Source organism: Pseudomonas sp. MPR-R2A5 (genome assembly GCF_058793055.1).
The window spans coordinates 34,468-47,162 of sequence record NZ_JBXAFK010000058.1; the positions used below are offsets into that span (position 1 = coordinate 34,468).

A 12,695-nucleotide genomic window follows, 5' to 3' on the forward strand; every position below is an offset into this window, starting at 1 on the left:
AACAAGACCATTGCGTGGCGCAGATAATCTTGCAGCAGATCAACACTAGAGAGACCTTGCGATGCCCGTCAACTGCTATTTCCATATTACCCGTAAGGTAATTTCATTATGAAACCGGCCAGCCAGCGCCTCACGTTACTGACCGCCTCTGGCGTCTGTTCGCTGATCGTGCTCGACACCAATATTGTCGCCGTGACCCTGCCGAGCATCGCCCGTGACCTGGGGGCGAACTTTGCCGATATCGAGTGGGTGGTCAGCGCCTATATGCTGGCTTTCGCCGCCCTCTTGTTGCCGGCAGGCAGCGTTGCCGACCGTTTCGGGCGCAAGAAAACCCTGGTCTGGGGCCTGGGCATTTTCATCCTGGCCTCCCTCGGCTGCGGCGCCGCACCCAACGCGCTGTTCCTCGATATCGCCCGCGCACTGAAAGGCGTCGGCGCGGCGCTGTTGCTGACCTCGGCCCTGGCGTCCATCGGCCACACGTTCCACGATGAAGGAGAACGCGCCAAGGCCTGGGCGTTCTGGGGGGCGTGCATGGGCGTGGCGATGACCGCCGCGCCGACCCTCGGCGGGCTGATCACCGAGTACTTGGGCTGGCGCTGGATCTTCTACCTGAACCTGCCCGTGGGCCTGGGGCTGATGGCCTTGGTGCTGCGTGTCATCCCGGAATCTCGCGACACCCAGTCGGCACGGCTCGACCCATGGGGCAGCCTGGCCTTCAGTGCCAGCCTGCTGTGCTTGATCTGGGGTTTGATCGAGGCCAACCGCATCGGCTGGGACAATCCGCTGACCTTTGCGCGCCTGAGCGCTGGCGCACTGTTGCTGGGCGTGTTTGTGTGGGTCGAGCGCGTGCAGCGGCGGCCGATGGTCGACCTGCAACTGCTGCGTCACCCGCGCTTTATTGGCGCCTTGCTGGGCATGTTCGCCTATGCCGGCTGCGCCCAGGTGATGATGACGCTGCTACCGTTTTACCTGCAAAACGGCCTGGGGTTCTCCGCCATTGCCTCGGGCCTGGGCATGTTGCCATTTGCCCTGACCATGCTGATTTGCCCACGCATCGGTGCGCGCCTGGCAGGCCGCTTTGCGCCGGCGACGATGATGGCGGCCGGCTTGACGCTGGTCGGCAGCGGCAACCTGTTGAGCGCGTGGGCGGTGAATGTGGGCGGCTACCTGCCCTTCGCCCTGGCCATTGCGGTCACCGGCGCGGGAGCAGGGTTCCTCAATGGCGACACACAGAAAAACATCATGGCCTGCGTACCGAGGGATCGCGCGGGGATGGCCTCGGGCATGAGCACCACCATGCGGTTCAGCGCGATCATGCTGGCGATCGGCGTGTACGGGGCGCTGTTGAACAGCCATAGCGAACAGTTGTTGCGCGCCAGCCTCGACGAACAGTGGCAAGGCCAGGCAGCCGACATTGCTTCACGGGTGGTGGCCGGGGATATGTCAGCGGCGTTGGGCCGGTTGCCGGAGGCGGCACGGGCGGCGGTGCAACCGCTGGCGCGGCAGGCGTTTGTGGGTGGGTTCAGCAAGGTGTTGTGGGTGGCAGGGTTATTGGGGCTGCTCGGGGCGCTGGTGGTAGGAAGGTTGATGCGCAAGCCGATACCCACACCGAACTGAATGTGGGAGGGGCTTGCCGCCGATGAGGGTGTGTCAGTAAATGCAACTGTGACTGAACCACCGCCATCGGGGGCAAGCCCCCTCCCACAGGTATTACCTATCCCCTAAGAGGCTTACCAGAAACGTTGCTGGGTCAGGCGGTTCCACCAGGTCAGCAGCACACGGTCCACCGAGCCGCTGGCGGCCAGGCCGACGCGTTCTTGCAGGCTCTTGCGCTCGGCGTAGTGCAAGTGGAACACCTCGGCCGTCTTGGCCTTGGTCGCCAGGTATTCGTCGCTGGTTTGCAGCTCGTCGACCAACTGCTTGTCGAGCGCGGCAACACCCAGCCACACCTCTCCGGTCGCCACTTCATCAATCGCCAGTTGCGGGCGATAGCGCGACACGAAGTTCTTGAACAACTGATGGGTGATGTCCAGGTCTTCCTGGAACTTCTCGCGGCCCTTCTCGGTGTTTTCGCCAAACACGGTGAGGGTGCGCTTGTATTCGCCGGCGGTCAGTACTTCAAAGTCTATGTCGTGCTTTTTCAGCAGGCGGTTGACGTTGGGCAACTGCGCCACCACACCGATGGAGCCAAGGATGGCAAAGGGGGCGCTGATGATCTTCTCGCCGATGCACGCCATCATGTAGCCGCCGCTGGCCGCAACCTTGTCGATGCACACGGTCAACGGCACGCCCGCCTGGCGAATCCGCGCCAGTTGCGACGACGCCAGGCCGTAGCTGTGCACCATGCCGCCGCCGCTTTCCAGGCGCAGTACCACTTCGTCCTTGGGCGTGGCCAGGCTCAGCAATGCGGTGATTTCATGGCGCAGGCTCTCGGTGGCCGAGGCCTTGATGTCGCCGTCGAAATCCAGCACGAATACCCGTGGCTTGGCCTCAGGGGCCTTCTTGCCCTTCTTCTTTTCGGCTTTGCTTTCGGACTTGCGCAGGGCTTTGAGCTGGTCCTTGTCGAGCAGGGTCGACTCCAGGCGCTCACGCAACCCCTTGTAGAAATCATTCAGTTTGCTGACGTGCAACTGGCCGGCGGACTTGCGACGGCCTTTGCTGCGCAGTGCCGCGAAGCTGATCAGTACCACCAGGATCGCGACCACCAGGGTGACGGTCTTCGCCAGAAAGCTTGCGTATTCAGCCAGAAAATCCATGTGTCTCCTTAAAAATGCACTGCGCCAGGCGCTGATTGCCCAAGCATACCGACGGGACCGCCGGGGAGCCAGTGCTCAAACCGCCAGCAGCGCGGTGCTCTAACGCACTTTTAAAACAAGCGTATGTTTTTTCATTGACAGCTCGAAGCCATCCTCATAACCTCGCCAGACTTTCAACGTACCGGGAAAACGGACGTGGGCAGCATCTATCTGATTCGACATGGCCAAGCCTCCTTCGGTGCAGACGACTATGACGTGCTGTCGCCCGTCGGCGTGGAGCAGGCGCAAGTACTCGGTCGCCACCTGGCAGACATGGGCCTGGTATTCGACCGCTGCATAGCCGGCGACCTGCGCCGCCAACAGCACACGGCCACTGCTGCCTTCGATCAATACAGCACCCTCGGCCTGCCTGTCCCTGCTGTGGAAACCGACAGCGCCTTCAACGAATTCGACGCCGACGCGATCATCCGTGCCCTGCTGCCCGACCTGCTCGGCAGCGAACCCGACGCCCTGGAGATCCTGCGCAACGCGGCACAGAACCGCAGCGAGTTCCAACGCATCTTCGCCCTGATCATCGAGCGCTGGCTGGCCGGCACCTATGACACGCCGGGGCTGGAAAGCTGGTTGGGCTTCGTGGAGCGCGTCCAGGGAGGCCTGCAACGCATTCTTGAAGCCGCGGACAACACGCAGAAGATCGCCGTGTTCACCTCCGGCGGCACCATCACCGCCCTGCTCCACCTGATTACCCGGATGCCTGCCGCCCAGGCGTTCGAACTGAACTGGCAAATTGTTAACACCTCGCTCAACCAGCTGAAATTCCGCGGGCGCGAGGTGGCACTGGCTTCCTTCAACAGCCATACCCACTTGCAACTGTTGAAGGCGCCGCAGCTCATCACCTTCCGATGAGTTGTGGCCCACCGTGACCCCAAGGTCACTGGACTCTACCCTAAAGGATCGAAACCATGACTGAAGTAGCTAAAGCCGTAGAAGCAATGAAAGCCAAATTCAACCCAGACGCCGCCAACGGCCTGGACCTGGTATTCGGTTTCCGTATCGACGACACCCAGAACTTCTCGCTGGTGGTGAAGAACAACACCTGCGAACTGCTGGAAGGCGAAAACCCTGAGGCCCAAGTGACCCTGGTCATGGACGGAGAAACCATGAAAGGCATCGTCGACGGCTCCACCGACGGCATGCAGGCCTTCATGAGCGGCAAGCTGCGTACCGAAGGCGACATGATGCTGGCCATGAAGCTGAGCGAGCTGTTCCCTTCCTGATTCACGGGCAATCTTGAATCCCTGTGGGAGTGGGCTTGCTCCCGATAGCGGTTTGTCAGTCGCCTCTCAGTTGACTGTCACACCGCTATCGGGGGCAAGCCCCCTCCCACATTGGGTCTGCGGTGGTATTTAGTTTCTGGGTTGCAGCAGTAGCGCCACCAACGCACTCCACCCCGTCTGATGGGACGCGCCCAACCCACGCCCGGTTTCGCCATGGAAATACTCATGGAACAACACCAGGTCACGGCTGGCCGGGTCCGCCTCCAGCTGCGCGTACCCGACCATCGAGGGCCGCGAACCGTTTTCGTCACGCAGAAACAAGCGCGTCAGCCGCTGGCTGAGGCTGTCGGCGACGTCCTCCAGGGATGACAGGTAACCACTGCCCGTCGGGTACTCCACCGAGAAGTTATCCGCGTAGTACCGATGAAATTCGCGCAGCGATTCGATCAGCATGTAGTTCACCGGCATCCACAACGGCCCGCGCCAGTTGGAGTTGCCGCCATACAAGCGTGAATCGGATTCCCCCGCCTGGTAACGGGCGCACAGCGTGTTGCCATTCATCTTCAATGCCAGGGGTTGTTCGGCGAACGCCTTGGACAAGGAGCGCACGCCAAACGGCGAGAGAAATTCATCGTCATCCAGCATGCGCCGCAGCAGGTCCTTGGTACGCTCACCGCGCAGCAACGCCAGCAACAGCCGATTGCCCTGCCCCGGTTCATTCCAGCGCGACACCAGCTTGGCCAGGTCCGGCCGATGGCGCATGAAACCCAGCAAGCGCTCGCGCAAGCCTTCGAGGCCTTCGTGCTCACGCTGCTCCAGCACCAGCACGGCGAACAACGGCATCAGGCCAACGATGGAGCGCAGGCGCACCGGTTCGTTCTGGCCGTCGGGGCGGTGCAGCACGTCGTAGAAGAACAGGTCCTGCTCATCCCACAGGCCCTCGGCGCTGTCATCGACACGGTTGATGGCACCGGCGATATACAGGAAGTGCTCGAAAAATTTCACCGCGATGTCTACGTACACCCCATTGCGCTTGGCCAGCTCCAGCGCGATCCGCATCAGGTCCAGCGCATAGGCAGCCACCCATGCCGTACCATCGGCCTGGTCCAGCTGGTAACCCGGCGGCAGCGTGGCCGAGCGATCGAACAAGGCGATATTGTCCAACCCCAGGAACCCACCCTGGAACAGGTTGCGCCCCTCGGCATCCTTGCGGTTGACCCACCAGGAAAAATTCAACAGCAGCTTGTGGAAGATCCGTTCCAGGAAGTCCATGTCACCGACGCCGCTCAGTGCCTTGTCCTGCTGATACACGCGCCAGCTGGCCCAGGCATGCACCGGTGGGTTGGCATCATCAAAGCGCCATTCGTAGGCCGGCAACTGGCCGTTGGGGTGCATGAAGCGGTCCTTCACCAGTAACAACAACTGCTGCTTGGCATACCCCGGATCGATCAACGCGATGGCCACTGCCTGAAAGCCCTGGTCCCAGGAGGCGTACCACGGGTATTCCCAGGTGTCGGGCATGGAGAGGATGTCGAAGTTGGACAGGTGCCGCCAATGGGTATTGCGGATATGCAGGCGCTCGGGCGGCGGCGCGGGTTGGGCCGGGTCGCCGTCGAGCCATTGGTTCACGTCGAAATAGTACAGCTGCTTGGACCACAGCAACCCGGCCAGGGCCTGGCGCTGCACGTTGCGCGCGTCTTCATCGGTAATGCCATGTTGCAAGGCGGCATAGAAGTCGTCGGCCTCCTGACGACGCAGCTCGAACAGCTTGCGGGCGTTGACCTCGGGCGCATCCGTGGGCGCAAAACGCAGATAGAGGGTCTGGCTTTCCAGCCCTGCCAGTTCGAGGATGAAACGCGCGGCCACCTTGGTACCCGAATCGCGGCGGATCGCTGATTGCACAGCATTCACGACGTAATCATTGATGCCGTCCTTGAATGGCCCCGCCGCCGATTGTCCGTCCAGCTTGGAAACGTTGGTCTCGTTCTCACAAAACACCCATTCGACGCCATCCCGGCCCCAGGCACTGAGATGCCGGTCATCCAGCTCATGATGACGGGCCAGCACACGGTCACCGTCCAGCGTCAACCTTGGCTTGGGCGCACCCAAGGTCCAGCTCCAGTCATTGCGTGCCCATACCTGCGGCAGCACGTGCAGGCGTGTCGGTTGGTCGCAGCGGTTGTGCACGGTGACGCGCATGAAAATATCGTCGGGCTGGTGCTTGGCGTATTCGACGCTGATGTCGCAATAGTGGTTGTCTTCAAACACGCCGGTATCGAGGATTTCATACTCGGCATCGCCCAACCCGCGCCGCGCGTTTTCGGCGATCAGGTCGGCATAGGGAAAGGCAGCATGGGGGTATTTGTAGAGCATGCGCATATAGGCATGGCTCGGTACGCCGTCGACGAAAAAGTACAGTTCCTTGACGTCTTCACCGTGGTTGCCCTCGGCGTTGTTCAGGCCGAACAGCCGCTCCTTGAGGATGGCGTCGTGCTCGTTCCACAGCGCCAGGCCCAGGCACCAGCGTTGCGCCCTGTCACTGAAACCGGCCAAGCCATCCTCGCCCCACCGGTAGGCGCGGCTGCGGGCATGTTCATGGGGGAAATAGGCCCAGGCGTCGCCGTCTGCGCTGTAGTCTTCGCGCACCGTGCCCCATTGGCGTTCGCTCAGGTAAGGGCCCCACTCGCGCCAACGCTCGGCATCCTGCGTCGCCAGGCGCTGGCCTTCAATCGTTTCAAGTATCCGGGTGTCGGGTGTCGCCGTCATTGGGTCCTCCATCGCCTGCCAGGTGCACAGCAGTGTAGAACCCAACGACGTGCGGGGCACATGAAGACTTAGAAGATGGCGTACGTGTAGTTGAAGATCAGGCGGGTTTGGTCCTGGTCGGCGGTGCCGGTGTTCTTGCCGTGATAGGTACCGGTACGCAAGGTGGTACCGAAGCCTTTCAGAGGACCTTCCTGTACGACGTAGTCCAGACGGAAGTCGGCTTCGTTTTCTTTCTGGTCAGGGCCACCGGCAACCTTCGACTTGATATCCGAACCGTCCAGGTAAGCCACGGACGCTCGCAAGCCGGGCACGTAGGCCTTGAAGTCATACGAGTACTGGCCAAAGTTGACCTGCTCGCCCGCACGGGAGAACTGGCCAACCACCGCATCGGTAAACAGATAGAAGTCGCTGCCACCGGCACCTTGCGCCTGTGGGTCGGCAAGGCTGCCCTGGTTGACCCACACAAAGCCGCCGTCATCCCCCACACCAATGTGCCCAAGCATCAGGCTGCTACCGCCCAATTGATAGGTGAACGCCGCACTGTAGGTCTTGTTGTCCACTTCGCCGGCGTGCCTGGCGTAGCCGCCGTTGTTGTTGAACTGATAGCCGGTCTCGCCATTCTTGCCGTCGCTGGAGCTGTCGAAGTAGCGCAGGTCGGTCTTGAACGACTGGTCATTGCCCAAGGGCAGCACGTGGACCAGGCCGACGTAGTTCTGTTTGTAGAAGTCTTGCAGTTGGGCGTAGTAGTACTGAAGCGTCAGGTTTTTTGCGATGACGTTATCGGACGAACCAAACGGTTTGTAGTCCACACCACCGAATTTGAAACTGTCACTGTCGCGTGTCCCACCGGCCACGCTCAGGCCCGTGGAGTTGCTGGAAGCGCGGCCTTCGACGCGATTCAGCTCACCACCGGTGAAGGTCACGTTGGGAATGTCGTTCGAGGTCAGGATGCCACCGTCAAAGGTTTGCGGGGCAACGCGGCTGTCGTTCGACACCAGTATAGGCAGGATCGGCGCCAAGCCACCACCGACGTGCAACTCGGTCTGGGAGATACGGAATTTCACGTTACCCGCGGCACGACCGAATGAGTCGGCAGGCTCGGTGCCGTTGTTCTTGGTCGGGAAGAAGCTGTTGCCGTTACCCGACAGGCCGGCGCCCGCAGTGTGGCCGTCGCCACCGTCCAGGCGCAGGGCGCCGAAGGCCATGACGTCAAAACCCACACCAACGGTGCCCTGGGTGAAACCGGATTTGTAGTCAAAGCGTAGCGCTGTCGCGGCTTCGCGCAGATCGTTGTTGGTCCCCGAGCGGTTATCCGCGCTGTAGTACATGGTCCGCGAACTGACGGACGCATGGCTGTCTTCGAGAAAGCCGCTATGACCATTGCCGGTTCCCAGGGAACCGAGTCCAAAATCATCGGCGTATGCCTGTTGTGCAAGAACGGCGGCGGTGATCGACAGCGCCAGTGTAGAAATTTTCATTAACTGCGGCCCCTAAATGTTTTTTTATATGTGCGATGTGCGAAATGACGTTTTCATCCTTACAAACGTGACGATTCTTTCACGCCGGCCAGGGCGGACTCCGTGAAGAATTAGTTAGGAAAAACCCTGGAAAATGAAATTTATCCGTTGCTGATTTTTGTCATATTCACGTCATCTCATTCATTTGCAGAATGAAGTCCAGAGGAATCTTCGTTTGCAAGCCTGCCTGCCGCTCAACAAAATCCAGGCAAAGGCCACCCTCATCGCCATAGCCATCAGGAATTTTTCTATGCACACCACCGCACATGTCAGCCCCGACGAGATCCGCAAGGGCTTTTCCAAGGCCATGTCCGATATGTACCGAGATGAAGTTCCGCTGTACGGCGCGCTGATGACGCTGGTGGCCGAGATCAACGCCCGCGTGCTCGACAGCGACCCGGGCCTGGCGCAGCAATTGCAGCGCACCGGGGAAATCCAGCGCCTGGACATGGAGCGCCACGGTGCCATCCGCCTGGGCACCGCCGCGGAACTGGCCACCATCAGCCGCCTGTTCGCGGTGATGGGCATGCAGCCGGTGGGCTACTACGACCTGACCCCGGCCGGCGTGCCGGTGCACTCCACCGCGTTTCGCGCGGTGCATGAAAGTGCGCTGCAAAGCAGCCCGTTCCGCGTGTTCACCTCGCTGCTGCGCCTGGAGCTGATCGAAAATCCCGACCTGCGCGCCTTCGCTGAAAGCGCCCTGGCCAAGCGTTCGATCTTCACCCCCGCGGCCCTCGCCCTGATCGAGCAAGCGGAACGGAACGGTGGCCTCGGCGCAGCGGATGCCGACGCATTCATCCGCGAGGCCCTGGAAACCTTCCGCTGGCACCACACCGCCACCGTGACCGCCGCGCAGTACCAGCAACTCAGCGACCAGCACCGCCTGATCGCCGACGTGGTGGCGTTCAAGGGCCCGCACATCAACCACCTGACCCCGCGCACCCTGGACATCGACAAGGTCCAGGCCGCCATGCCTGGCAAGGGCATTACCCCCAAGGCAGTGATCGAAGGCCCACCGCGCCGCCGCTGCCCGATCCTGCTGCGCCAGACCAGCTTCAAGGCCCTCGATGAAGCCATCGCGTTCACCGACGCCCAAGGCAGCCACAGCGCGCGTTTCGGTGAAATTGAACAACGCGGCGTCGCGCTGACGCCCAAAGGTCGCGCCCTGTACGACCAACTGCTAAACGCTGCCCGCGATGAACTCGGCGCATTCCCGAACGAATCCAACGCCGAGCGTTATGTGCAATTGATGGAACAGCACTTCCAGGCCTTCCCCGATGACCACACGCAGATGCGCGAGCAAGGCCTCGCGTACTTCCGCTACTTCGTCACCGACAAGGGCCTGGCGGCACGCGGCCAGGCCGATCAGCCGCGCACGCTGGAAGCATTGGCCAGCGCCGGTCACGTGGCGGTAGAGCCGTTGGTATATGAAGATTTTCTGCCAGTGAGTGCGGCGGGGATCTTTCAATCAAACCTGGGGGATGCGGCGCAGAGTCACTACGCGGCTCATTCGAACCAGGCTGAATTCGAGAAGGCACTGGGGCGCCAGACGATTGATGAGTTGAAGTTGTATGAGGAGACGCAGCAGCGTTCGATGGATGCCTGCACCCAGGCACTGCTGGCATGAAATTAAGCGCCCACCCGGCCCATCAGCGCAATCCTGCGCCGCAACGGTCCCCGGAGCCGGGAGGGCGAGGGCATCATAGGTAGCGGGGATCAGGATGTCTTCCAGTCAATTCTGAAAAAATGTGCAAGGGAGCGATTGGCTCGCTCCCTCATTGAACGGATCGCCCGTTACTTCAGCAAATCCTTGATCTCATCTTTAACCAACAAGCGTCTTTCCTTCAGCTTCTTTATCTCGTCATCGCTGCCGGCTGCCTTTTCAGCGCTCACCACCAATTCGTCAACATTGTTGTATTTATCAAACAGCGCGTTCAAACGGGCGTTTTGTGCCCGGCGCCCGTCGACTTCGTCCTTGCTCAACCCCAAGTCCTGATACAGGTCGTGTTTCACTGGCATGGCCTACCTCCGCAAGTTGATCAATGGCTACGCCCTTGAAGCTAGCCCATTCCAAGGGGTCTTGTCATGTTTGCCGGCAAACCAGTCCCGTTCGTCGCAACCTGGGCAATGGGATCAAACCTTTGCCGCGCCCTGCCCTCCACTGTAGATAGCCACTTGAGGGAGACCGGTTCATGAATCAAGCTGCCAGCGCTGTCGACACCCAATGCATCAACACCCTTCGTACCCTGGCCATGGACGCCGTTCAAAAGGCCAACTCCGGCCATCCGGGCACGCCCATGGGCCTGGCGCCGGTCGGGTATACCTTGTGGAGCCGCTTCCTGCGCTATCACCCCCAGCACCCCGACTGGCCTGGCCGTGACCGCTTTGTGTTATCCGTCGGCCATGCATCGATGTTGCTGTATTCATTGCTGCACTTGGCGGGCGTGGTGGAGATGGACGCCGAGGGCAAGCGTACCGGGCACGCCGCGATCAGTCTGGACGATATCAAGCAGTTTCGGCAGGCGGGCTCCAAGACCCCTGGGCACCCGGAATACCGTATGACTACCGGGGTCGAGACCACCACCGGCCCCCTGGGCCAGGGCTGCGCCAACAGCGTCGGGATGGCAATGGCCGAGCGCTGGCTGGCCACGCGCTTCAATCGCGAAGAAAAGACACTGTTCGATTACAACGTGTACACCTTGTGCGGCGACGGCGACATGATGGAGGGCATCAGTGGCGAAGCGGCATCGATGGCCGGGCATTTGAAGCTGGACAAGCTGTGCTGGATCTATGACAACAACACCATCAGCATCGAGGGCCACACTGAGCTGGCATTCAGCGAAGACGTGATCAAGCGCTTCCAGGCCTATGGCTGGCATACCCTGCACGTGACCGATGCCAATGACTTGCAAGCCCTGACCAATGCCCTGGAGACCTTCCATTGCAACCGGGGCGCGCCGACCCTGATCGTGGTCGACAGTGTGATCGGCTATGGCTCGCCCCATAAGCACAACACCGCCGCCGCCCATGGTGAACCCTTGGGTGAGGAGGAAATCCGCCTGACCAAGGCCGCCTATGGCTGGCCACAGGATGCAAGCTTCCTGGTACCCGATGAAGCCTGCACGGCGTTGCGTGATGCGTTGCTTGAGCGCAGCGAGCCACTGTATGAAAAATGGCTCGAACACCTTTCGCTGCTCGAACAGTATGAGCCCGAGCTGGCCGATGAATTGCACCGCATGCGTGCCGGGCAAATGCCGGAACACTGGCAGAAGCACTTGCCCCACTTCGACAGCGATGCCAAGGGCATCGCCAGCCGTGCCGCCGGCGGCGAAGTATTGAATGCGTTTGCCCAGCAAATCCCCTGGCTGCTCGGCGGCTCGGCGGACTTGTCGCCGTCGACCAAGACCAACCTCACCTTCGACGGTGCCGGGCGTTTCAGTGCCGACGACTACAGCGGGCGCAACCTGCATTTCGGCATCCGCGAACACGCCATGGGCGCGATTGCCAATGGCATGGCGCTGTCGTATTTGCGGCCGTATACCTCGACATTCCTGGTGTTCAGCGACTACATGAAACCGCCGATCCGCCTGGCGGCAATCATGGAATTGCCGGTGATATTCGTGTTTACCCATGACTCGATCGGCGTCGGTGAAGACGGCCCGACCCACCAGCCCATCGAGCATCTGACCCAACTGCGCGCCACGCCGGGGTTGCTGACCCTGCGCCCGGGTGACGCCAATGAAACCCTGGAGCTGTGGAAAGTCGCCCTGGCGCAAACCCATCGGCCGAGCTGCGTGGTGTTGTCGAGACAGCCACTGCCGACGCTGGACCGCAGTAAATATGCGGCGGCGTCCGGCGCGGCCAAAGGCGCGTATGTGTTGGCGGGGGCTGAAGCGCCGGATGTCATCCTGATCGCGACGGGCAGTGAAGTCAGCCTTGCCGTGGAGGCTTATGAACAGCTCAAGGCTGAAGGGATTGCCGCGCAAGTGGTTTCAATGCCCAGTTGGGAGCTGTTCGAAGACCAGGATCAGGCTTATCGCGACAGCGTGCTGCCGCCGGCCGTGAAGGCCAGGGTCGTGGTGGAACAGGCCGGCCCCCTGGGCTGGGATCGCTATGTCGGCCAGACCGGCGCCAAGGTGGTGATGAACAGCTTCGGCGCGTCGGCACCGCTGGCGAAGCTGCAGGAGAAGTTCGGGTTTACTACAGAGAACGTGGTGAAACAGGCCAGGGCGCAGATCCAACTGACGCAACGCTGAGCAAAATGTGGGCGGCCCCACGGCCTCCTGTGGCGAGCGGGCTTGTTGTGGCGAGCGGGCTTGCCCTAATGCCGTTCAGTTAAGGCTTTTTTGTAGGAGCGAGCTTGCTCGCGAAAAACTCAC

Annotated in this window: 9 protein-coding genes; 5 read left to right on the forward strand and 4 right to left on the reverse strand. The window is 61.1% G+C overall.

Features of this window, described 5'->3' with window-relative positions; all coding sequences use genetic code 11:
* Positions 1-108: 108 nt before the first annotated feature.
* On the forward strand, positions 109-1,617 hold the full coding sequence (locus AC1Q6I_RS30115; protein ID WP_069076366.1) for an MFS transporter: 1,509 nt from the start codon (positions 109-111) through the stop codon (positions 1,615-1,617).
* A gap of 113 nt (positions 1,618-1,730) precedes the next feature.
* On the opposite strand, the gene sohB is transcribed toward AC1Q6I_RS30115, so the two are convergent.
* A complete protein-coding gene (gene sohB / locus AC1Q6I_RS30120; protein WP_024075067.1) occupies positions 1,731-2,756 on the reverse strand; it encodes a protease SohB in 1,026 nt (341 codons plus the stop codon).
* A gap of 195 nt (positions 2,757-2,951) precedes the next feature.
* Here sohB and AC1Q6I_RS30125 point away from each other — a divergent pair, with 195 nt between their 5' ends.
* Positions 2,952-3,662: a histidine phosphatase family protein gene (locus AC1Q6I_RS30125; protein ID WP_024075066.1), complete on the forward strand. Its 711-nt coding sequence runs from the start codon at positions 2,952-2,954 to the stop codon at positions 3,660-3,662.
* A gap of 56 nt (positions 3,663-3,718) precedes the next feature.
* Positions 3,719-4,033: an SCP2 sterol-binding domain-containing protein gene (locus AC1Q6I_RS30130; RefSeq protein WP_024075065.1), complete on the forward strand. Its 315-nt coding sequence runs from the start codon at positions 3,719-3,721 to the stop codon at positions 4,031-4,033.
* Between the two features lie 129 nt (positions 4,034-4,162).
* On the opposite strand, the gene AC1Q6I_RS30135 is transcribed toward AC1Q6I_RS30130, so the two are convergent.
* Together AC1Q6I_RS30135 and AC1Q6I_RS30140 are read right to left on the reverse strand one after the other, a co-directional pair.
* A complete protein-coding gene (locus tag AC1Q6I_RS30135; protein ID WP_024075064.1) occupies positions 4,163-6,799 on the reverse strand; it encodes an MGH1-like glycoside hydrolase domain-containing protein in 2,637 nt (878 codons plus the stop codon).
* Between the two features lie 68 nt (positions 6,800-6,867).
* The gene (locus AC1Q6I_RS30140; RefSeq protein ID WP_069076364.1) at positions 6,868-8,277 is read right to left on the reverse strand and encodes an OprD family outer membrane porin; all 1,410 of its coding nucleotides are present in this window, start codon (positions 8,275-8,277) and stop codon (positions 6,868-6,870) included.
* A gap of 289 nt (positions 8,278-8,566) precedes the next feature.
* Between AC1Q6I_RS30140 and hglS the strand changes: the two genes are divergently transcribed.
* Complete coding sequence (gene hglS, locus AC1Q6I_RS30145) at positions 8,567-9,943, forward strand: 2-oxoadipate dioxygenase/decarboxylase HglS (RefSeq protein ID WP_102624553.1); 1,377 nt, start codon at positions 8,567-8,569, stop codon at positions 9,941-9,943.
* Positions 9,944-10,110: 167 nt separating this feature from the next.
* Here hglS and AC1Q6I_RS30150 read toward each other — a convergent pair whose 3' ends face one another.
* Positions 10,111-10,335 carry an HP1242/YdcH family protein gene (locus AC1Q6I_RS30150; protein WP_069076362.1) on the reverse strand — a complete coding sequence of 75 codons (225 nt, stop codon included), beginning with the start codon at positions 10,333-10,335 and terminating at the stop codon, positions 10,111-10,113.
* Between the two features lie 173 nt (positions 10,336-10,508).
* On the opposite strand from AC1Q6I_RS30150, the gene tkt reads away from it, so the two are divergent.
* Positions 10,509-12,572 carry a transketolase gene (gene tkt / locus AC1Q6I_RS30155; protein WP_024075059.1) on the forward strand — a complete coding sequence of 688 codons (2,064 nt, stop codon included), beginning with the start codon at positions 10,509-10,511 and terminating at the stop codon, positions 12,570-12,572.
* The last annotated feature ends 123 nt before the right edge of the window (positions 12,573-12,695 follow it).

What these genes read in the sequence shown, in the direction of transcription:
- AC1Q6I_RS30115 (WP_069076366.1), top strand. Translation starts at nt 109, where the DNA reads ATGAAACCGGCCAGCCAGCGCCTCACGTTACTGACCGCCTCTGGCGTC.
- sohB (WP_024075067.1), bottom strand. Translation starts at nt 2,756, where the DNA reads ATGGATTTTCTGGCTGAATACGCAAGCTTTCTGGCGAAGACCGTCACC.
- AC1Q6I_RS30130 (WP_024075065.1), top strand. Translation starts at nt 3,719, where the DNA reads ATGACTGAAGTAGCTAAAGCCGTAGAAGCAATGAAAGCCAAATTCAAC.
- AC1Q6I_RS30135 (WP_024075064.1), bottom strand. Translation starts at nt 6,799, where the DNA reads ATGACGGCGACACCCGACACCCGGATACTTGAAACGATTGAAGGCCAG.
- AC1Q6I_RS30140 (WP_069076364.1), bottom strand. Translation starts at nt 8,277, where the DNA reads ATGAAAATTTCTACACTGGCGCTGTCGATCACCGCCGCCGTTCTTGCA.
- hglS (WP_102624553.1), top strand. Translation starts at nt 8,567, where the DNA reads ATGCACACCACCGCACATGTCAGCCCCGACGAGATCCGCAAGGGCTTT.
- AC1Q6I_RS30150 (WP_069076362.1), bottom strand. Translation starts at nt 10,335, where the DNA reads ATGCCAGTGAAACACGACCTGTATCAGGACTTGGGGTTGAGCAAGGAC.
- tkt (WP_024075059.1), top strand. Translation starts at nt 10,509, where the DNA reads ATGAATCAAGCTGCCAGCGCTGTCGACACCCAATGCATCAACACCCTT.